Origin of the sequence: Albidovulum aestuarii, from assembly GCF_029961185.1 — a bacterium.
Classification (GTDB): Bacteria; Pseudomonadota; Alphaproteobacteria; order Rhodobacterales; family Rhodobacteraceae; genus Albidovulum; species Albidovulum aestuarii.
Genome location: NZ_JASBQQ010000002.1, coordinates 568373 through 587400 on the forward strand (window position 1 = coordinate 568373; position 19028 = coordinate 587400).

The following is a 19028-nucleotide window of genomic DNA, read 5'->3' on the forward strand; positions in this document are numbered from 1 at the left end:
CCCGGTTGCGGCGCGGGGTCTTAGCGCCTAACGTCCGCTCCGAGATCACCCGGAGCACCTGATGAAAGACGCCGCCCCGCAGCCGACGCTGCTTGCCGATTACGCCCCCTACCCGTTCACAATATCCGACGTCGCACTGACCTTCCGCCTCGATCCTGACGCCACCCGGGTCATCGCGCGGATCGCCTTTGCGCCCAATCCTGAACGGCCCGGGCGCCATGACCTTCGACTGGATGGCGAACATCTGAAGCTGATTTCGGCAAAGGTCGATGGCAAGGCGGTGAAACCGGTGCAGGACGGAACCGGCCTGACGCTATCGGCGGACCAGTTGCCTGAGGGCGCATTCGTCTGGGAGGCCGAGGTGGAGACCGCCCCAAAGGCGAACACCGCCCTGGAAGGGCTTTACATGTCGGGCGGCATGTACTGCACCCAGTGCGAGGCCGAGGGCTTCCGTCGCATCACCTTCTACCCCGACCGGCCCGACGTGATGGCCCCCTTCAAAGTGAGGATCGAAAGCGACCTGCCGGTCCTGCTGTCGAACGGAAACCCGGCGGCAGCTAGCCCCGGCTGGGCGGAATGGCATGACCCCTGGCCAAAGCCCGCCTATCTCTTCGCGCTGGTGGCCGGCGACCTGAAGGCGGTCTCCGACACCTTCACCACATTGTCGGGCCGCAAGGTCGACCTTAACATATGGGTCCGTGACGGCGATCAGGACCGTTGCGCTTATGCAATGGATAGTCTCATCCGCTCGATGAAATGGGATGAGGAGGTGTACGGCCGAGAATACGACTTGGACATTTTCAACATTGTTGCCGTCGATGACTTCAATATGGGCGCGATGGAGAACAAGGGATTGAACATTTTCAACTCCAAGCTCGTTCTGGCCAGCCCGGAAACCGCAACGGACCTCGATTTCGAGCGGATCGAGGGTGTCATCGCGCATGAGTATTTCCACAACTGGACCGGCAACCGCATCACCTGCCGCGACTGGTTCCAGCTGTGCCTGAAAGAGGGGCTGACGGTCTTCCGTGATCAGCAGTTCACCTCCGACATGCGCTCGGAACCCGTGAAGCGGATCGACGACGTGCTGACGCTCCGCGCCCGCCAGTTCCGCGAAGATATGGGCCCCTTGGCCCATCCCGTTCGGCCCGACAGCTATATCGAGATCAACAATTTCTATACCGCGACGGTCTATGAAAAGGGTGCCGAGGTGATCGGCATGCTGAAGCGGCTCGTCGGCGATGACGGCTACCGCAAGGCGCTCGACCTCTATTTTGACCGCCATGACGGTGACGCCGCCACGATCGAGGATTGGCTGAAGGTTTTCGAGGATGCGACGGGCCGCGATCTGACCCAGTTCAAACGCTGGTACACCGATGCTGGCACCCCGCGCCTGACAGTATCCGAGGCGTGGTCGGATGGCACCTATACGCTGACATTCATCCAGAAGACATCGCCGACGCCGGGGCAGGACCAGAAACCGCCCCGCGTCATTCCCATCGCTGTCGGCCTCCTGAACCCCAACGGCGACGAGGTGGTCCCGACCACCGTTCTGGAGATGACCGAGGCCACCCAAAGCTTCCGTTTCGACAATCTGGCCGCCCGCCCCACCCCGTCGATCCTGCGCGGATTCTCGGCACCGGTCGTTCTGGACCGCAATGTCAGCGCGAAGGAACGCGCGTTCCTTCTGGCGCACGACACCGACCCCTTTAACAAATGGGAGGCAGGCCGGGCGCTGGCCAAGGATGTACTGATCCGCATGATCACGGATGAGGAGGCACCCGCCGACAGCCTGACCGACGGGCTCGGCCACGTTCTGGACGACGAAACCCTCGACCCCGCTTTCCGCGCACTCTGCCTGCGCCTGCCGTCCGAGGACGATCTGGCGCAGACGCTGCATGATGCGGGCCGCACGCCTGATCCCGAGCGCATTTCGTCCGAACGGACGGCACTTTCCAAGATCATCGCCCGACAATTGCAGAAACAGCTGACCCAGACTTATGACGGCATGTCGACCGACGCCCCCTTCTCGCCCGACGCCGCCTCGGCCGGGCGGCGGGCGCTGCGGCTCGCCTGTCTCGGACTTCTCAACAAGAACGACAACGGCACCCGCGCCGCTTCGCTCTTCGCCATGGCCGACAACATGACCGATAGCCATGGCGCGCTGGCCTGCCTGATCGACGGCGGCCGCGGCGCACGCGAAATTGCAGCCTTCTATGATCGATGGAGCGGGAACCGACTGGTCATCGACAAGTGGTTCGCAGTGCAGGTCGCCCATGCCGAACCCGACAAGGCCGCCCAGATCGCCGACCGCCTGTCGCAGCACCCGGATTTCGAATGGAAAAACCCCAACCGGTTTCGCGCGTTGATGGGTGCGCTTTCCGCCAACCATGCCGGATTCCACCATGTCTCGGGCGCAGCCTATCGGTTTTATGCCGACTGGCTGCTTAAGCTCGACACCGTGAACCCGCAGACCACCGCCCGCATGTCCACCGCGTTCGAGACCTGGACGCGTTACGATGGCAACCGCAAGGCGTTGATCCGGGCTGAACTGGAACGTATCGCCGCCGCGCCCGACCTGTCGCGCGACACGTCAGAGATGGTGACACGCATTCTCGCGGCCGATGCGTAAGGCGGCACTCATCACCGGCGCCTCAAGCGGGATCGGCCAGGAAACCGCACGGCAGTTCGCCCGTTCGGGCTGGGATGTTGCCATTCACTACAACAGCAATCGCGCCGGTGCCGATCTGACCGCCCAGGCCGTGACCGAGGCGGGGGGGCGTGCGGTCATCCTTCAGGCCGATCTCTCCGATCCGATGAACGCCCAGCGGCTCATGGCGGACTACGATGCCGCGTTCGACCGCATGGACGCGCTGATCAACAACGCGGGCATCGTCGATGTCGCGCGCCGGGTGGAAGAGATGTCGCCGGAACGGCTGATGCGGATGTTCACGGTCAACCTGACCGTGCCGTTCCTTCTCGCCGGGCTGGGGGCAAAGCGCATGTCCACGCGCCACGGCGGCAAGGGCGGCGTGATCGTCAACGTCTCATCGGTTGCCGCGCGCCTTGGCTCTGCCGGGCAGTATGTCGACTATGCCTCAGCCAAGGCGGGGCTCGATACGCTGACCAAGGGGCTTGCCGGAGAGGTCGCGGGCGAGGGCGTTCGCGTCATCTCTGTGCGTCCGGGCATCGTCGACACCGAAATTCATGCCAAAGGTGGCGAACCTGATCGCGTGAAACGTCTGGCATCGGTGATCCCGCTCGGGCGGGCGGGTCATCCTTACGAAATCGGTCGCACCATTCTGTGGCTTGCCTCCGACGATGCATCCTACATCACCGGCACCGTCATTGATGTCAGTGGCGGCCGCTAACCCGAATCAAGGAAAAAACGCAGATCCACGCGCCAGACCGGCGGAATTGCGGGCCAAGGCGCGGCAAGTCCGGGGCGAAAATGTGGCATTGTTCACGAAATAGGCCTCACAGCCCTTCGACGGAGCGTTTGTACTGTTCGCAAAGACGCTCCGGTATTATCCTCAGTGTGTGGTGGCTGGATTTAATGCGATGGTACTTGTTGAAACATTTGAATCCCGTGGTCAGGCCCGCCGTGGCCGGACCTATCTCGCGCTCGGGCTGGGCATGGCCGCGCTCTATTACGCGCTCAAGCATGACATGGACCCGATCGTTCCCGCGCTCGCCGGTGTCTACGTGGCCCTTGTCCTTGTGCGTCTCATCCTTAATCCGACACGCGGGTTCCGACTCGGTGAGAACCGGCTGACCTGGTATGCGGGCCTGCGCCGTTACAGCCTGTCATATGATGATCTCGACACGGTCAGTATCGGCCGCAATCCGAACGGCAAGACGATCTGCGTGGTGACGACGCGGGATGGCCAGACGCTCTCGCTGCCGGGTGTGGAACGCTCCGACCCGGGTAAGCTGATGCGCGAATTCGGGCTTCATGGCGTTCCGATCATGGGCCTTTCGCCTCGTCCGATGGCGGTCTGAAACCTACAGCGGCCTGAGTTCTCATTGCTTCAGAATTCGAACCATTTTCGTTCGGATTCTGAGGCTTAGCGTTTCAAGCAAACTCGGAAAGCGTTACCCGCAATAAGACTGCGCGCGCGTCCATGCTGCGATATCGTCGCGCTTCTTTTCGCTGCGCATCGGGGCCCAGTCGCGGGCAATGCCGCGCCAGCCATCGCCATCGCTGACAATGGCCCCGTCGCGCCCGACCTGCACCGCCGCAATCTTCACCGCACAGGCGAGGTTGGCCTTGCCGTCCGTCAGGCCCTTGCCCTCCGGCAGATCGCAGTCATAGGCATCGGCCGTGCGGGGCGCGATCTGCATCAGCCCGATCCAGCGACCGCCACCGCCCTTGGCCTTCGGGTTCCAGGTGCTTTCATGCTTGGCCAGGGCCGAAAAGAGCCCCGCCCAGAAGGCCCGCCGCTCGGGCAGGGTCGCATCCGCGTATTTCGGGCAGAACTCGTCCACATCAACCGGCACGGTCGAGGCCAGCACCGCGCCTTCCGAACGCAACGCCGCAAGCGTCGCTGCGGTCCAGTCGTCGGCCTCGGGTCTGTGATCCCAGCGCATCGCCGGCAGAAAGGCCTGTTGCGTCACCTCCGGCGCCTCGGCCGTCATGCAGCCAAGGGGCAGAAGAAGAAAGGCAAAGGCCAGCGGCCGGACCGGGCGAAAAGGCATGGGGACTTCAGCCAGTTACACCGGACCTGCGCGCCGGCGGGGGGAACGTCCGCTAAAAGCAGAAACCGCGCAATATGGCCTGACAATCATAGGCGGAACCCCGCCTGATTTTCGCCGCTTTGTCGCGCAACTATTCGCGACAGCAGCCACTTTGGCCACCACGTTATTTAAGTTCAGGAGCGCTTCATGCCCGTCATTCTCGGCCTTCTCGGCGCAATTACCTTGGCCTTCATCTGGATCATGCGCATGCGCAATGCCGCTGAAATGACACATGAAATTGCCGGTGTCGCGCAGGATGTTCTGTCCGCCGCCCGCCGCCTCGGCTTCCGGCGCAAGCTCAACACCCACCCGGTCGACTCGCTGGACGAGCCGAAGCTGGCCATCGGGGCGCTTGGCATCGCGTTCCTTGAGCTTGGCGGCCTGCCCACGGCCGAACAGCAGAACGCGCTTTTGAAATCCTTGCAGGCCCATACCGGACAAAACCTGAGTGACGCTGAAGAGACGCTGATTCTCGGCCGCTGGCTGGTCAATGAAGCGAACGGGCCTGAACCGGCGATCACCCGGCTGTCGCGCCGGTTGGCGAAACTCGATCGCGCGGGAAGTTTCACGCCGCTGATGGCGGTCCTGAACGATGTCGCCAAGGCCAGCCGCGACGGCTCGGTCTCGGACCGCCAGCGCGATGCGCTGACCGAAATCGCCCGGGCCTTCAAACTGTCCTGACCGCTCGCCAGAACGTGAAGCCCCTAAGGCGCTGGTCGCGCTATGAAGGGGGAAACCGAAAAGGTCCCCGATGCGCCGCCTTGCCCTGCTCGTCTGCCTCGCCGCCCTGCCCGCCCCGGCGCAGGATCGGGACGGCAACGACACGCCCGGCGACTGGGTGGTGACGCATCAGAAGCATTTCGGCCTTTGGGATTCCGTCTGCGACGAACGGATGGAAGGCGAGGCGATGCATCAACGCTGCTACATCCGCTATGTCGATGTCTTCTCCCCCCGCCCCGATTTCGCCGCGCATTTCCTCTTTGTCACGCCCGGACCGGACGGGGTGCGGGTCGAATACGGGTCAGAACCCGGCACCCGCTTCGTGCGGGATGGCAACCGGATCGAAACCGATGCCGCGCCGCTCTGGACCGCGACCCAGAACGGGTGCCTGACCGGCGGGTCCTGCGTGTTCGTGGGGGTCGAGGCGGCGTTTCTCTACGAAGCGCTGAAATCCGCAGAAAGCTGGCGTTTCCAGTTTGCCGACCGCCACGGCAAGACACAGGACCTGACCTGGGACCTTGCCCCATTTGCCGCTGCCGCCGAGGATTTCGAGGCCGAGGCAGCCGCACGCGGGCTGCGCTGACCGGCTCAATCTCCGATCACGTCCGGGGTGTGTTCAATCCCCCAGTCATAAAGCGCATTCATGACCGGGCCGAAAGCACGCCCCTTTTCGGTCAACGCATATTCGGCGCGCGGCGGATGCTGCGTGTAGACATGACGCGACAAAAGCCCCGCCTCTTCCAGCTTCTTCAGCCGCGCTGACAGCGTATTGGGCGACAGGCCCAATTCCGCCTGCAAATCAGCAAAGCGCCGTTTTCCCTCAAGAAAGAACTCCCTGAGGATCAGAAGCGACCACTGGTCGCCAACGATATTCGTTGCCCTGAGGATCGGGCAGTTTTGCCGCGTCACGCGTTTCATGAGAACGAGCATATCAGCCTAATTACGGATTCGGAATTGACTACTATATTTATAGTTACTACGAAATATGAACGAAAGGAGATTCGTCATGTTCCAGCTTTTCCTCGAATTCTATGTCCACGCATTTGCGGTTCTGTTGCCCGCTGGTGCGACCGCCATCATTGCGATCTATGCCCTGCGCGCGGGTCTGCCACGGCGCATGATCGTGACGGCCACCCTTGGCCTCGCCACACTATTCGCCCTCTGGCATGCCGGCGCCGCCGCCATGACCGAGGCCGGATTGATCATGCCCCCGCCCACCCTTTTGGATCCGCCCTATGTGATGATGTTCCTCATCGGTGGTGCCGTCCTGCTTTGGGCCCTCGCACGCCTGACGTCGGCCGGCCGCAGCATCACTGATACGATGGGACAGGACGTTCTGATCGGCGTCCAGAGTTTCCGCGTCATGGGATGGGTCTTTGTCCTTGGCTGGGCGCTCGGCGCGATCCCGTGGCAGTTTGCCCTGCCTGCAGGTCTTGGTGATATCTGGGCGGGAGTTGCGGGCTACCGCGCCATGCGGGCCGTGAACCGGGGCGCCCCGGATGCCGACGCGATGGTCTTCCGCGCCAACATCATCGGCCTTGCCGATTTTGCGGTCGCGGTTTTCACGGGCCTCATTACGTCGCAGGGCTTCCTGCACCTTTTGGCACAAGACAACCCCAACATCATCAATGCCTGGCCGCTTGGCCTCTTCCCGGCGTTCTTCGTGCCGATCTTCATCGCCTTCCACCTCTTGTCGCTTGGCCGCCTTCGGGCAGCACGGCACCTGCCCGCAGCGGCCTGACAGCGTGACACTGGCCCTTGCCGCTTCCGGCCCGCTCCCTTAGAAAGCGGGCCGGACAGCCGAAGGACCGCCCCATGCTCGATCTGACCTATGAAGCCCCGAAACCCAAGGTGATTTCCGGCGCCAAGGAAGACTGGGAACTCGTGATTGGGCTTGAGGTCCATGCGCAGGTCGCCTCCAACGCCAAGCTTTTCTCCGGCGCCTCGACCGAATTCGGGATGGAACCGAACTCCAACGTCTCCTTCGTCGATGCTGCCATGCCCGGCATGCTGCCCGTGATCAACGAGTTCTGCGTGGCGCAGGCGGTCAAGACCGGTCTGGGGCTGAAGGCGAAGATCAACCTGACCTCTGCCTTCGACCGCAAGAACTATTTCTACCCCGACCTGCCGCAGGGCTATCAGATTTCCCAGCTTTACCACCCGATCGTGGGCGAGGGCGAGGTGATCGTCGACATAGCCCCGGGCATCGCCCGCCGGGTGCGCATTGAGCGCATTCACATGGAGCAGGATGCGGGCAAGTCGATCCACGACCTTGACCCGACCATGTCCTTCGTTGACCTAAACCGCACCGGCGTCGCGCTGATGGAAATCGTCTCGCGCCCGGACATCCGGGGGCCCGAGGAAGCCGCCGCCTATGTCGGCAAGCTGCGTCAGATCATGCGCTACCTCGGCACCTGCGACGGCAATATGCAGAACGGCAACCTGCGGGCCGACGTCAACGTCTCGGTCTGCCGCCCCGGCGATTATGAGAAATATCAGGCGACGCAGGATTTCAGCCATCTCGGCACGCGCTGCGAGATCAAGAACATGAACTCCATGCGCTTTATCCAGCAGGCCATCGAATATGAGGCGCGGCGCCAGATCGCCATCATAGAGGATGGCGGCAAGGTGGTGCAGGAAACCCGTCTCTACGATCCCGACAAGGGTGAGACGCGGTCGATGCGCTCGAAGGAAGAGGCGCATGATTACCGCTACTTCCCCTGCCCTGACCTCCTGCCCCTGGAGATCGAACAGGCATGGGTCGATGACATCGCCAAATCGATGCCGGAACTGCCCGACGCCAAGAAGGCGCGGTTTGTCACCGATTACGGCATGACCGAATATGACGCCAACGTCCTGACCGCCGAGGTTGAGAACGCCGCCTTCTTTGAAGAAGTGGCGAAAGGCCGCGACGGCAAACAGGCCGCGAACTGGGTGATCAATGAACTTTTCGGACGCCTAAACAAGGAAGGCCATTCGATCGGCGATAGCCCGATCTCAGCGGCCCAATTGGGCGGCGTCCTCGACCTCATCGGCAAGGGCGAGATTTCCGGCAAGATGGCCAAGGACCTGTTCGAGATCCTCTGGACTGAAGGCGGCGACCCGGCCGAGGTGGCCGCGCAGCATGGCATGAAGCAGGTCACCGACACCGGCGCAATCGAAGCTGCGGTGGACGAGGTGATCGCCGCGAACCCCGCGCAGGTCGAAAAGGCCAAGGCCAATCCCAAACTCGCGGGCTGGTTCGTCGGTCAGGTTCTGAAGGCGACCGGCGGTAAGGCAAACCCGGCAGCTGTCAACGAACTGGTGGCGAAAAAGCTCGGCCTCTGAGGGTCGAAGCGGCATCGCCACCGGTTCACCACCGACATGTGAAATGCGCCATAGCCTGACAGGCGGCTCTCTGAAAACGACAGGATTTCAAAATCCTGCCGCTCATTTCTCAGATCAGAACAGCACCTTTCCGCCAGAGGCCCTCTTCCGTCATACTTGCCCGACACCCCCGTTTCCTTTAAGGGCGGGGTCCGGGAAGGCAGGCGAAAGAGGCTTTCGATGCAGCTATATGAATACAGGGTGATCCCCGCCCCGAACCGGGGCGAGAAGGCGCCGGGCGTCAAGACCGGGCCGGATCGTTTTGCCCATGCCCTCGCCTCTGCCATGAACGACCTCGCGCGCGATGGATGGGAATATCTGCGCGCCGACACTTTGCCATCCGAGGAACGGTCGGGCCTGACCAAGCGGACCACAGTCTATCACTCTGTCCTCGTCTTCCGCCGGGCCGTCCCGCGCGTGGCCGACGATGCGCCGCGCCGCGTCCTGACCTCTGCGCAGCCGCAGGGGCGCGCGCCTGCGCTCACACTTGAGCCCAGCGCGCGACAAGACCATCCTGCGGAACCGCAAAGCCAGCCCACGGGTTCAGAGTCCGAATCCCGCTAAACGGGGCGAAACGACGACCGGACCCTGCCCGCCGGGTTCCGTCAGCAATAAACAGCCAGATGAATCGTTGTTTACATTCGAAAAACAACGCCGCCCATGGCCGGTCACTTCGCTCAAGTCATACTTATTATTTTAGAAACATATATTTACACAGCACTCCGCAAGCACTGCGACCCAATAGCGGTGGCAATCGGACACCTTTTTGCCGCATTTCCTTTTCCGCCGCCGCCGCAGGGTACATAATGGCTCGGTAGCGGTGGTGAGAACCAGACATGTATGAGTACAAATTCATTCCGACCCCTCAGCAGGTCAACCTCAATGGAAAACTGAAGAGCGAACGCGGTGGACTTGCGGGCACGCTCGACAGCGAGGCGACATTCCTGTCTGCCTCTGGATGGGAGTTCATGCGCTTTGACCGGGTGCCGGTCATACGCCGCCGCATGCTTGTCCTAAAAGTCAGCGATGAGGAACAGGTCATGGTGTTCCGTCGTCCGGTGAACGAAAACCAGCCAAGCAATATCCCGGCCGCCCCGGCGCCCTTGCCCGAACCTCAAGTTCGGCCGCATCGCCTGTCGCGTGGCCGCAAACGCTATATCCCAGAACGGCTGATGGTTCCCGGTCCGGAAGCGTAATTCCGCGCGAAACCCGGTCGTCCAGGCGGGCTGGAACCGTCAGGTTCCGGCCCTTTGATATGCACAGCCCTATGCGGATATTCTCACAACCCGGTATTTTTCTGCTTCTCCCCCTTCTCTGCGCCGGGAAATAGCCTAAACTCTGGCCCCCGAGTCGAAAAAGCCAAAGTCCGAGGCCAGAGCATGACCAGACCCGATCCTTTCGGTTTCGATATTTCCGCCGCCTCCGACAAGAAGAAGCGGGCGAAGGGACGGCGTGGCATGTCGGGCGCGTTCGAGACATCGACGCGGGCCTGCGACCATGCAGGTTGCGAAGAGGCGGGCCAGTACCGCGCCCCGAAATCACCAGATCAGCTTGAGGACTATTTCTGGTTCTGCAAGGAGCATATCCGGGAATACAATCTCAAATGGAACTTCTTCCACGGCACCAGTGATGAGGAGTTTCAGAAGTTTCTCGACAAGGACCGGGTCTGGGGGCGTGAGACCAAGCCCTTCGCCAAGAAGGGCGACGAGGATCGCGCATGGGCGCGGCTGGGCATCGAGGACCCGATGGAGATCCTCGGCGCCAATGCGACGCAGAATCCCGGCCGCGCCGTGGTCGGCCGCAAGCTGCCGCCGACCGAGCGTAAGGCGCTGGATATCCTTGAGGCGAAGGACAGCTGGACCAAGCCCGAGATCCGCAAGCAGTACAAATCGCTGGTCAAGGACCTGCATCCTGACATGAACGACGGCAACCGCGACGACGAGGAAAGGCTGCAGGAAGTGGTCTGGGCCTGGGACCAGATCAAGGACAGCCGCAACTTCCGCGACTGACCTCAGCCCTCCTTGATAAGTTCACCAATGAACTTGCGATCTTCGTCGCTCCATGCCGAAGGATCCTCACCGTGGGCAATTCGGGCGTGGGTTTCCAAAAGCTGCCAAACCTCAGCCTCCGTTGCGGCGGTCACCTTGCCGGGGCAGTCCTCCATTCCTTCGTAATCAGCGCAGGCATAACTGTAGGTCTTGGCCATTTCGGGCCTCCTTTCCTGTTGCGGGATCGAACGATTGTCAGGGAAACTTCGGAAATGCTTTCAAGGCTTCGTCGAGCACGACCCATGGCTGCTTGTGGTCAAGGTAAACGTTTGTCGTCGGCACTGCGGCAGCCGGATCGTCGAGCGTCGCGGTCATGACGGCGGTATCGGTCCAGTCCTCCCCGGCATAGGTGAGGGATGTGCCGCATTTGCCGCAAAACCCGCGCTCCACACCGGGCGAGGATCGGTAGATCGCAAGCTTGCCCTTGGTGACGGCAAAGTTTTCCGGCGCGACAGCCGAATAGGTGACAAATCCGGCCCCGACAGCACGCTGGCACGAGCGGCAATGGCAATGGGCCGAGTAGGTAAAGGCTCCGGTTAGCCGGTAGCGCACAGCACCACACATACAGCCCCCGTCGTGTACATCGATCGCCATGATCACCCCCGGTTCCCACTTCACGCCCGCAAGTTTTCCAGACCACCCGAAAGAAAGCGATTAAGTAATTTTTGATATCTGTTAGATTATCTGACAGATGAACTGGACCGATATGCCCCCTTTAAACAGCCTGCGCGCCTTTCTCGCTCTGGCCGAGAACGACAGCTACACTGCCGCCGGACGTAAACTGAACGTCTCGCACGGCGCGGTGATGCAGCAGGTTCGAGCGCTTGAGCGCCGACTTGGCGTGGTTCTCGTCGAACGCAGGGGCCGGGGCGTGATCCTGACCGCCGAGGGCCGGACACTGGCACGGGATCTGGCGGACGGGTTCGCGATCATAGAGCGCGGAATCGCTCATCTGACCGGCGATGAGGATCGACGTCCGGTAACGGTGTCGATGTCACCGGCATTCGCCACCAGCTGGCTGATGCCCCGGCTTCCCGACTTCAAGCGCCGCCATCCGGGCATCGCGCTTACGCTGATGCCAACCTCCGAAATTCTCGAGCTCCAGCACGGCGGTGTCGAGCTTGCGGTGCGATACACGGATCGCCGTAACCTTTCCGATCTCGCCGGGGTCGACTTGCTGCTCCTCGCTGACATGGTGGCGGTCTGCACGCCTGACATAATTGGTGGACGCGAGATCACCCGACCCAGCCAACTGGCCGACCTGCCCTGGCTCGAAGAGCTGGGTACCGACGAGGCATCGGACTGGATGCGACGCAAGGCGGGCGAGACCGCCAAACCACCCGCGACATCGCAGATGCCGGGCAACCTGATCATGGAAGCCGTGCGGCGAGGAGACGGCGTTACCTATACGGCACGACCATTCGTCGAGGCTGAGCTACGCGCTGGTACTCTTGTCGAGTTCTTCCCCGATCCACATTTCGGCGTCTATTTCCTCGAGACCGTTCCGGAACCGTACCGTGCTCCGGTCCGAACATTCCTGCGTTGGCTTCGCCGGCAGACCGGCCCGGTCAAGCGGGTTTGAACACCATTGCCAGACCATTCATGCAATAGCGTTTGCCGGTCGGTTTCGGGCCGTCATTGAAGACATGGCCCAGATGCCCGCCACAGCGTCGGCAGTGAACCTCGGTCCTCTTGCCAAGGATGCCCCAGTCGGGCTTGGTGCCGATGGCATTCGGCAGAGGCTCCCAGAAGCTCGGCCAGCCGGTGCCGCTGTCATACTTGGTCTTGGATGAATAGAGCGGCAGGTCGCAACCCGCGCAGTGGAAAGTGCCCTTGCGCTTTTCGCGGTCAAGCGGGCTGGAGCCTGCCCGCTCGGTATCCTCCTCGCGCAGAACCCGGTACTGGGCGGGCGTCAGGATCTTGCGCCACTCCGCCTCGCTTTTCATCACTTCGAAACCTTCGGCGGCGGTCATCCGCTTAGCCCCCGCCATCACGGCGAGCGCCCCGACGCTGAAAGCCAGCATAGCCCTGCGTGTCACCATCATTCCACTCCATCTCTCATCCCGGGCATGATCGGACCGACTATGCCCTGAACCACGGCTGCCCTGCGGTAAAAGATACCCCCGATCAGATAGCAATCGCGTGATCACGGGAAATGGCTGGCCCTATCAAATGTCGGAAATTGGCAGCCCGACTTCGCCCCCTGCCCTTGCACCCCAAGCCGTTATGCTCCATCAAAGCGCGGTGGCGCCCGGGGCCCGTCCGGGGCGCGTTTTGGACATGGGCAGGACGATGCTGGATACGACCGCGAAACCCACCGAGGAAATCTCCGTCCGCGAGGTCTTCGGGATCGACACCGAGATGAAGGTCAAGGGCTTCGCCGACCGCTCCGACCGCGTGCCTGAAATCGACCCGACCTACAAGTTCGACCCTGACACGACCTTGGCCATCCTCGCGGGCTTTGCCTATAACCGCCGCGTCATGATCCAGGGCTATCACGGCACCGGCAAGTCGACCCATATCGAACAGGTGGCCGCGCATCTCAACTGGCCCTGCGTGCGCGTGAACCTCGACAGCCATATCAGCCGGATCGACCTCATCGGCAAGGACGCGATCAAGCTGCGCGACGGCAAACAGGTAACTGAGTTCCACGAGGGCATCCTGCCCTGGGCGCTCCGCAACCCAGTCGCCATCGTTTTTGACGAATACGATGCAGGCCGCGCAGATGTCATGTTCGTGATCCAGCGCATTCTGGAACATGACGGCAAGCTGACGCTTCTCGACCAGAACGAGATCATCACCCCGAACCCGGCCTTCCGGCTTTTCGCCACCTCTAACACCGTGGGTCTTGGCGATACGACCGGGCTTTATCACGGCGTCCAGCAGATCAACCAGGCGCAGATGGACCGCTGGTCGCTTGTCGCCACGCTGAACTACCTCAGCCACGATGCCGAGGCCGCGATTGTTCTGGCCAAGAACCCGCATTACAACACCGAGAAGGGCCGCAAGCAGATCGGCCAGATGGTGACGGTCGCCGACATGACGCGCACCGCCTTCATGAACGGCGATCTTTCCACCGTCATGTCGCCCCGGACCGTGATCAACTGGGCCCAGAACGCCGAGATCTTCCGCAATCTGGGCTATGCGTTCCGGCTGACCTTCCTCAACAAATGCGATGAGCTTGAGCGGCAGACGGTGGCCGAGTTCTACCAGCGCTGCTTTGACGAGGAACTGCCGGAAAGCGCGGCAAGCCAGAGCATAAGGTGATGGGAGTGCGCGGCGGGACATGGGCATTCTGCCTGTCCTGCCTTGCGGCATCGTTCGTGCAGGCGGGTGGCAACGCAGCCCTGTTTGAAGCACAACAGGCCTGCTCGGCCCATTTTGAGGCCAGATCAGATTGGCTGGCGGCCATTGAGGGCAACGAAACGACAGTGGCAATGCTCGCCGGATATTCTGACGAACTGCTCAGTGCTGCGGAGTTCTGGCAGCCCGGTGAAGACTGGGACATGGTCGTGGGGGCACAGGAGGCAGCGGGACACACGCTCGCGGCGCGAAAGAGGGACGCGGCAATGGAGATCATGACCGATTTCGCCCTGCGCGGCTTCAGCGGTCGTGACGTTCCCCTCTGCATGGAAGACGAAGACTGCACTCGGTGCATGGGTGTATTGAAGGCGGCACGAGAATGACCCAACGCTCCGACAACCCAGCCGATCCGTTCAAGAAGGCGCTCGCCGAGGCCACCAAGACCATGGCCGACGACCCGGACCTGACGGTCTCCTACTCCGTCGATCCGCCGGGCATTGCGGGCGAGAATATGCGCCTGCCGCAGGTCTCGCGGCGGATGACGCGGGATGAGGTGCTGATTGCGCGCGGCACGGCCGACGCCTTCGCTCTCCGCCACCGCTACCACAACCCCAAGACCGCCGCGAAATACCTGCCGCAGGGCCAGATGGCTCGCGATCTTTACGAGGCGATGGAAACCGCGCGGTGCGAGGCCGTAGGCGCCCGCGACATGCCCGGCACCTTGGGCAATATCGACGCCAAGATCGGGGCCGAGGCCGCCAAACGCGGTTATGACCAGATCCGCGCCGCGCAGGACGCGCCGCTGCCGCAGGCGGCGGGCTACCTCGTCCGCCACCTCGCCACGGGCCGTCCGATGCCCGGCGGCGCGCAGAACGTGATGGAGCTTTGGCGCCCCTTTATCGAGGAACAGGCGGGCGGCACGCTTGACCATGTGGGCGACGTTCTGGCCGATCAGGCCGCCTTCGCCCGCCTTGCCCGGCAGGTGATCAGGGATCTCGGCTACGGCGACCAGCTTGGCGACGACCCCGACATGGAGGACGAAGCCGAAGGCGACGAGGCCGACACCGAAGAACAGGAAACGCCCGAAAGCGAAGAGGGCGACGACCAGTCCGAGGAATCGGAAGCCAGCCCCGAACAGTCCCAGGAAGATCAGGACGACCAGAGCCAGGCCGAAGTCTCGATGGACGAGATGGCCGAGATGGAGGACGGCGACGAGGCCGAGATGCCCGAGGGCGAAGCGCCATTGGAGCCGCCACCCCCCGCCCCCTATTCGGATGCCGACCCGAACTACACCGTCTACACGACTGATTTCGATGAGGAAATCAAGGCAGAAGAGTTGGCCGAACCGGCAGAACTGGAGCGCCTCCGCGCCTATCTCGATCAGCAGTTGGAGCCCCTGAAGGGCGCCGTATCGCGTCTGGCCAACAAGCTTCAGCGCCGCCTTCAGGCACAGCAGAACCGGTCATGGGAGTTTGACCGCGAGGAAGGCATTCTGGATGCCGGCCGCCTTGCCCGCGTGGTCGCGAACCCGACAACGCCCCTCAGCTTCAAGGTCGAGAAGGACACCGAGTTCCGCGACACCTGCGTGACGCTTCTCTTGGACAATTCCGGCTCCATGCGCGGTCGCCCCATCTCTATCGCCGCGATCTGCGCCGATGTTCTGGCCCGCACGCTGGAACGCTGTCAGGTCAAGGTGGAGATCCTCGGCTTCACCACCCGCGCCTGGAAGGGCGGGCAGGCGCGTGAACGCTGGCTGGCGGCGGGGCGTGAACAGCAGCCGGGGCGACTCAATGACTTGCGCCACATCATCTACAAAGGCGCCGATGCCCCATGGCGGCGCGCCCGGCCCAACCTGGGGCTGATGATGAAAGAGGGCCTCCTGAAGGAAAACATCGACGGCGAGGCGCTGGAATGGGCGCATCGCCGCGTGGTCGGTCGCCCCGAACAGCGCAAGATCCTGATGGTGATATCCGATGGGGCGCCGGTGGACGACTCAACTTTGTCCGTCAACCCCGCTAATTATTTGGAAAAACACCTGCGCGACGTGATCGCTATGGTCGAAAGACGCAAGGCGGTGGAACTGATCGCGATCGGCATCGGCCACGACGTGACGCGCTATTACCAGCGGGCTGTCACTATTACCGATGTGGAGCAGCTTGCAGGTGCGATGACCGAACAGCTTGCCAGCCTCTTCGACAGCGATCCACGAGCGCGGGCGCGCGTGATGGGGATGCGCAAGGCCGGGTAAACCCGGCGACCGTTTACGGTTTTTCCAGCTTGCGACCATAGGATTGGTGCGAATCGCACCCTGTCCGAATCCGACCCATGATGCATCCGGCCTATATTCTTCTGCGGTGGTTTGAATCCTCGCTATGTTATCTGGTGCAGTTCGCAACAGGATTCCTGCTGCTTGCGGTCAGCCTGCTGAACACCGATGTCGCCGTGATCACTCTGCGGGACGGTCCGTCAGCTTTGAACGGCGCGATGAGAGTCGCCGACTGGCTCGGTGCGGGTCTCACGGGGGCCGTCTTTCTGACCTATGACCGCTTCGAACGGCTTCTGACCCGCCTGCGTTACGGCCCGGGTCGGCTCATCCTCGATATTCTGATGGTCACGATCTTCGTCCGGGGTGCGGTTTTCGCCTTTCACGTCGTCCTGAGCCCGAATTCACCGTTGAGTGGACGTCTTGACCATCCATTCTTCTTTGCCGCCGCGTGTGGCTGGCTCGTGATGTTCTTCATCGCGTTCCTTTTGCCCGGACTGGCCTATCGCCGGGTGGAGCCCCTGCCGACCCTGCGCGAGGCGTGGGATGACTATCTCCGGTCACATGATTTCAGCTATGTGCGCATCGTGGTCGTCGGGTCGCTCCTGATCGGCCCGGCCGCACTCGTCATGCCCTCGCTCCAGCTTCTGCCCTGAACGCGCCTATTCGGCCAGCGCCGCTTGCCCGTCAGGGCGCTGTCTTGCTAGGAAGGAGCGTTCCGGCCCCAGGGGGCCGATCCACAACGGGGTGCCCATGTTCCAGAGTTTCGAAAACACCGCTCGTCCCGAACAGGGACCACCCCGGCTTGCTGCTCTTCGGAACGAAATCACCCGCGCCGGGCTCGACGGGTTCATCGTGCCCCGGGCGGATGCCCATCAGGGCGAATACGTGGCCCCGGCGGATGAGCGGCTGGCCTGGCTGACCGGTTTCACAGGGTCCGCCGGCTTCTGCATCGTCCTGCCGAAAATCGCTAGCGTCTTCATCGATGGCCGGTACCGGACCCAGGTCAAGGCGCAGGTCGATCTTGCAAGCTACACGCCCGTGCCCTGGCCCGATATCAAGCCCGGTAGCTGGCTGAAGGAGCAACTGAAATCAGGCGGCCGCATCGGTTTCGACCCCTGGCTGCACACGAAGAAAGAAATCGCCGATCTGGAAGCGGTACTTGAGGGCAGCGGAATCACGCTTTGGCCCGGGCGCAACCTCGTCGATGCAATCTGGGCCGATCAGCCCCAGCCACCGAAGGGGCCGGTCGCCGTTCAGCCCCTCGACCTTGCGGGCGAAAGCGCCGAGGCGAAACGTATCCGCATCGGTGCCGAACTGGCCGCCGCCGGACAGGACGCCGTTGTCCTGACCCTGCCCGACTCGATCTCGTGGCTCCTGAACATCCGGGGTGCGGATATCGAACGTAATCCGGTCGTACAGGCCTTCGCGATCCTTCATGCGACCGGGCGGCTTACGCTCTTCATCGCACCCGAGAAATTGTCGGATACGGTCCGGGCGCATCTCGGTCCCGAAGTGACGCTGCGCCCGCCATCGGCGTTTTCGGCGGCTCTGCGGACGCTGACTGGCCCGGTCCGCATCGACCGCGCAACCGCTCCGCTGCAGGTCGCGCGTGAACTCGAAGACGCGAATATTGTCATCAGCTGGGGCCCAGATCCCTGCCTTCTGCCAAAGGCAAAAAAGAACGCGGCCGAAATCGCCGGGATGGAAGAGGCGCATCTGACCGATGGCGCGGCGATGGTCGAGTTCCTCGCCTGGCTCGATGCAGAACTGCCGGGCGGCGGATTGACCGAGATTGACGTGGTCCGGGCTTTGGAAGGGTTCCGGCGGGCGACGAACCAGCTGAAGGAAATCAGCTTCGAGACGATCTGCGGCACTGGTCCGCACGGCGCGATCATGCATTACCGCGTGACGGAAGACACGAACCAGTCATTGCGTCCCGGCGAGATCGTGGTCATCGATTCCGGTGGCCAGTACCTGAACGGCACGACCGATATCACCCGTACCGTCGCCGTCGGCCCGGTCGACGCGGACGCAAGGGCCGCCTTCACCCGTGTGCTGCAAGGCATGATCGCCATATCCCGCCTGCGCTGGCCGAAAGGCATTGCCGGTCAGCACCTCGACGCAATTGCGCGCTACAACCTCTGGCTCGCCGGGCAGGATTTTGACCATGGCACCGGCCATGGCGTCGGCTGCTATCTTTCTGTCCACGAAGGTCCGCAGCGCCTGTCGCGCACGGGCGATGTCGTGCTGGAAGCCGGAATGATCCTGTCGAACGAACCCGGCTATTACCGCGAAGGCGCGTTCGGCATCCGAATCGAGAACCTCGTACTTGTCGAGGATGCGCCCAACCTGCCCGGCGGCGACGATCACCGAACGATGCTGCGGTTTCGGACCCTGACCTTCGCCCCCATCGATCGGCGGCTGATCGACGCAGGGGCCTTGACCGAAGCCGAGCGGGCATGGCTCAATGCCTATCACGCCGAGGTGGCGGAGCGGATCGGCCCGCGCGTCTCAGCGCCGGCGCGCGACTGGCTCGGCGAGGCGACGAAACCGGTCTGACATATTCCTGAAAGACTGTTCGGCGAATG

General features: G+C 62.5%; 21 protein-coding genes. 16 read left to right on the forward strand and 5 right to left on the reverse strand.

From position 1 onward, the window contains the following. Positions 1 to 61: 61 nt before the first annotated feature. From pepN to QKW60_RS07570, 3 genes are all read left to right on the forward strand, one after another. Positions 62 to 2632 carry an aminopeptidase N gene (pepN, locus tag QKW60_RS07560; protein ID WP_282367665.1) on the forward strand — a complete coding sequence of 857 codons (2571 nt, stop codon included), beginning with the start codon at positions 62 to 64 and terminating at the stop codon, positions 2630 to 2632. Continuing rightward, positions 2625 to 3371, forward strand: coding sequence for an SDR family oxidoreductase (locus QKW60_RS07565; protein ID WP_282367666.1), 747 nt, complete (start codon positions 2625 to 2627; stop codon positions 3369 to 3371). The genes pepN and QKW60_RS07565 overlap by 8 nt, the downstream gene beginning before the upstream one ends. 190 nt (positions 3372 to 3561) lie before the next feature. After that, positions 3562 to 4002 carry a hypothetical protein gene (locus QKW60_RS07570; RefSeq protein WP_282367667.1) on the forward strand — a complete coding sequence of 147 codons (441 nt, stop codon included), beginning with the start codon at positions 3562 to 3564 and terminating at the stop codon, positions 4000 to 4002. 93 nt (positions 4003 to 4095) lie between these two features. On the opposite strand, the gene QKW60_RS07575 is transcribed toward QKW60_RS07570, so the two are convergent. Then, on the reverse strand, positions 4096 to 4698 hold the full coding sequence (locus tag QKW60_RS07575; protein WP_282367669.1) for a transglycosylase SLT domain-containing protein: 603 nt from the start codon (positions 4696 to 4698) through the stop codon (positions 4096 to 4098). Between the two features lie 186 nt (positions 4699 to 4884). Here QKW60_RS07575 and QKW60_RS07580 point away from each other — a divergent pair, with 186 nt between their 5' ends. Together QKW60_RS07580 and QKW60_RS07585 are read left to right on the forward strand one after the other, a co-directional pair. Further along, positions 4885 to 5418, forward strand: coding sequence for a hypothetical protein (locus tag QKW60_RS07580; RefSeq protein WP_282367670.1), 534 nt, complete (start codon positions 4885 to 4887; stop codon positions 5416 to 5418). A gap of 70 nt (positions 5419 to 5488) precedes the next feature. Further along, a complete protein-coding gene (locus QKW60_RS07585) occupies positions 5489 to 6040 on the forward strand; it encodes a hypothetical protein (protein ID WP_282367672.1) in 552 nt (183 codons plus the stop codon). 5 nt (positions 6041 to 6045) lie between these two features. On the opposite strand, the gene QKW60_RS07590 is transcribed toward QKW60_RS07585, so the two are convergent. Further along, positions 6046 to 6387 carry a winged helix-turn-helix transcriptional regulator gene (locus tag QKW60_RS07590; RefSeq protein WP_282367674.1) on the reverse strand — a complete coding sequence of 114 codons (342 nt, stop codon included), beginning with the start codon at positions 6385 to 6387 and terminating at the stop codon, positions 6046 to 6048. A gap of 76 nt (positions 6388 to 6463) precedes the next feature. On the opposite strand from QKW60_RS07590, the gene QKW60_RS07595 reads away from it, so the two are divergent. From QKW60_RS07595 to QKW60_RS07615, 5 genes are all read left to right on the forward strand, one after another. Beyond that, positions 6464 to 7198 (forward strand): hypothetical protein, encoded by a 735-nt coding sequence (locus QKW60_RS07595; protein ID WP_282367675.1) that lies wholly within the window; start codon positions 6464 to 6466, stop codon positions 7196 to 7198. Between the two features lie 74 nt (positions 7199 to 7272). Next, a complete protein-coding gene (gatB, locus tag QKW60_RS07600) occupies positions 7273 to 8784 on the forward strand; it encodes an Asp-tRNA(Asn)/Glu-tRNA(Gln) amidotransferase subunit GatB (protein WP_282367676.1) in 1512 nt (503 codons plus the stop codon). Between the two features lie 219 nt (positions 8785 to 9003). After that, the gene (locus QKW60_RS07605; protein WP_282367677.1) at positions 9004 to 9387 is read left to right on the forward strand and encodes a DUF4177 domain-containing protein; all 384 of its coding nucleotides are present in this window, start codon (positions 9004 to 9006) and stop codon (positions 9385 to 9387) included. A 272-nt stretch (positions 9388 to 9659) separates the two neighbouring features. After that, complete coding sequence (locus QKW60_RS07610; protein ID WP_282367678.1) at positions 9660 to 10019, forward strand: hypothetical protein; 360 nt, start codon at positions 9660 to 9662, stop codon at positions 10017 to 10019. A 183-nt stretch (positions 10020 to 10202) separates the two neighbouring features. Beyond that, on the forward strand, positions 10203 to 10832 hold the full coding sequence (locus QKW60_RS07615) for a J domain-containing protein (protein ID WP_282367679.1): 630 nt from the start codon (positions 10203 to 10205) through the stop codon (positions 10830 to 10832). 2 nt (positions 10833 to 10834) lie between these two features. Here QKW60_RS07615 and QKW60_RS07620 read toward each other — a convergent pair whose 3' ends face one another. Both QKW60_RS07620 and QKW60_RS07625 read right to left on the reverse strand, forming a co-directional pair. Continuing rightward, complete coding sequence (locus QKW60_RS07620) at positions 10835 to 11029, reverse strand: DUF1059 domain-containing protein (RefSeq protein ID WP_263740779.1); 195 nt, start codon at positions 11027 to 11029, stop codon at positions 10835 to 10837. 37 nt (positions 11030 to 11066) lie between these two features. Beyond that, entirely contained in the window at positions 11067 to 11465 is a 399-nt protein-coding gene (locus QKW60_RS07625) for a GFA family protein (protein ID WP_282367682.1), read from the reverse strand. Positions 11466 to 11562: 97 nt separating this feature from the next. Between QKW60_RS07625 and QKW60_RS07630 the strand changes: the two genes are divergently transcribed. Beyond that, on the forward strand, positions 11563 to 12453 hold the full coding sequence (locus QKW60_RS07630; protein WP_282367684.1) for a LysR family transcriptional regulator: 891 nt from the start codon (positions 11563 to 11565) through the stop codon (positions 12451 to 12453). Here the strand turns inward: QKW60_RS07630 and msrB are convergent. Further along, positions 12440 to 12910 (reverse strand): peptide-methionine (R)-S-oxide reductase MsrB, encoded by a 471-nt coding sequence (gene msrB / locus QKW60_RS07635; RefSeq protein ID WP_282367798.1) that lies wholly within the window; start codon positions 12908 to 12910, stop codon positions 12440 to 12442. The genes QKW60_RS07630 and msrB overlap by 14 nt on opposite strands. A gap of 253 nt (positions 12911 to 13163) precedes the next feature. On the opposite strand from msrB, the gene cobS reads away from it, so the two are divergent. From cobS to QKW60_RS07660, 5 genes are all read left to right on the forward strand, one after another. After that, positions 13164 to 14138, forward strand: coding sequence for a cobaltochelatase subunit CobS (gene cobS, locus QKW60_RS07640; RefSeq protein WP_419762651.1), 975 nt, complete (start codon positions 13164 to 13166; stop codon positions 14136 to 14138). Between the two features lie 5 nt (positions 14139 to 14143). Continuing rightward, positions 14144 to 14557: a hypothetical protein gene (locus QKW60_RS07645; RefSeq protein ID WP_282367688.1), complete on the forward strand. Its 414-nt coding sequence runs from the start codon at positions 14144 to 14146 to the stop codon at positions 14555 to 14557. After that, positions 14554 to 16422, forward strand: coding sequence for a cobaltochelatase subunit CobT (cobT, locus tag QKW60_RS07650; RefSeq protein WP_282367690.1), 1869 nt, complete (start codon positions 14554 to 14556; stop codon positions 16420 to 16422). The genes QKW60_RS07645 and cobT overlap by 4 nt, the downstream gene beginning before the upstream one ends. Positions 16423 to 16556: 134 nt before the next feature. Then, on the forward strand, positions 16557 to 17093 hold the full coding sequence (locus QKW60_RS07655) for a hypothetical protein (RefSeq protein ID WP_282367691.1): 537 nt from the start codon (positions 16557 to 16559) through the stop codon (positions 17091 to 17093). A gap of 97 nt (positions 17094 to 17190) precedes the next feature. Then, entirely contained in the window at positions 17191 to 18999 is a 1809-nt protein-coding gene (locus tag QKW60_RS07660; RefSeq protein WP_282367693.1) for an aminopeptidase P family protein, read from the forward strand. The last annotated feature ends 29 nt before the right edge of the window (positions 19000 to 19028 follow it).

Bases quoted from the DNA above. Each gene is read 5' to 3' on its own strand.
- pepN (WP_282367665.1), top strand. From the start codon at position 62: ATGAAAGACGCCGCCCCGCAGCCGACGCTGCTTGCCGATTACGCCCCC.
- QKW60_RS07565 (WP_282367666.1), top strand. From the start codon at position 2,625: ATGCGTAAGGCGGCACTCATCACCGGCGCCTCAAGCGGGATCGGCCAG.
- QKW60_RS07570 (WP_282367667.1), top strand. From the start codon at position 3,562: ATGGTACTTGTTGAAACATTTGAATCCCGTGGTCAGGCCCGCCGTGGC.
- QKW60_RS07575 (WP_282367669.1), bottom strand. From the start codon at position 4,698: ATGCCTTTTCGCCCGGTCCGGCCGCTGGCCTTTGCCTTTCTTCTTCTG.
- QKW60_RS07580 (WP_282367670.1), top strand. From the start codon at position 4,885: ATGCCCGTCATTCTCGGCCTTCTCGGCGCAATTACCTTGGCCTTCATC.
- QKW60_RS07585 (WP_282367672.1), top strand. From the start codon at position 5,489: ATGCGCCGCCTTGCCCTGCTCGTCTGCCTCGCCGCCCTGCCCGCCCCG.
- QKW60_RS07590 (WP_282367674.1), bottom strand. From the start codon at position 6,387: ATGCTCGTTCTCATGAAACGCGTGACGCGGCAAAACTGCCCGATCCTC.
- QKW60_RS07595 (WP_282367675.1), top strand. From the start codon at position 6,464: ATGTTCCAGCTTTTCCTCGAATTCTATGTCCACGCATTTGCGGTTCTG.
- gatB (WP_282367676.1), top strand. From the start codon at position 7,273: ATGCTCGATCTGACCTATGAAGCCCCGAAACCCAAGGTGATTTCCGGC.
- QKW60_RS07605 (WP_282367677.1), top strand. From the start codon at position 9,004: ATGCAGCTATATGAATACAGGGTGATCCCCGCCCCGAACCGGGGCGAG.
- QKW60_RS07610 (WP_282367678.1), top strand. From the start codon at position 9,660: ATGTATGAGTACAAATTCATTCCGACCCCTCAGCAGGTCAACCTCAAT.
- QKW60_RS07615 (WP_282367679.1), top strand. From the start codon at position 10,203: ATGACCAGACCCGATCCTTTCGGTTTCGATATTTCCGCCGCCTCCGAC.
- QKW60_RS07620 (WP_263740779.1), bottom strand. From the start codon at position 11,029: ATGGCCAAGACCTACAGTTATGCCTGCGCTGATTACGAAGGAATGGAG.
- QKW60_RS07625 (WP_282367682.1), bottom strand. From the start codon at position 11,465: ATGGCGATCGATGTACACGACGGGGGCTGTATGTGTGGTGCTGTGCGC.
- QKW60_RS07630 (WP_282367684.1), top strand. From the start codon at position 11,563: ATGAACTGGACCGATATGCCCCCTTTAAACAGCCTGCGCGCCTTTCTC.
- cobS (WP_419762651.1), top strand. From the start codon at position 13,164: ATGCTGGATACGACCGCGAAACCCACCGAGGAAATCTCCGTCCGCGAG.
- cobT (WP_282367690.1), top strand. From the start codon at position 14,554: ATGACCCAACGCTCCGACAACCCAGCCGATCCGTTCAAGAAGGCGCTC.
- QKW60_RS07660 (WP_282367693.1), top strand. From the start codon at position 17,191: ATGTTCCAGAGTTTCGAAAACACCGCTCGTCCCGAACAGGGACCACCC.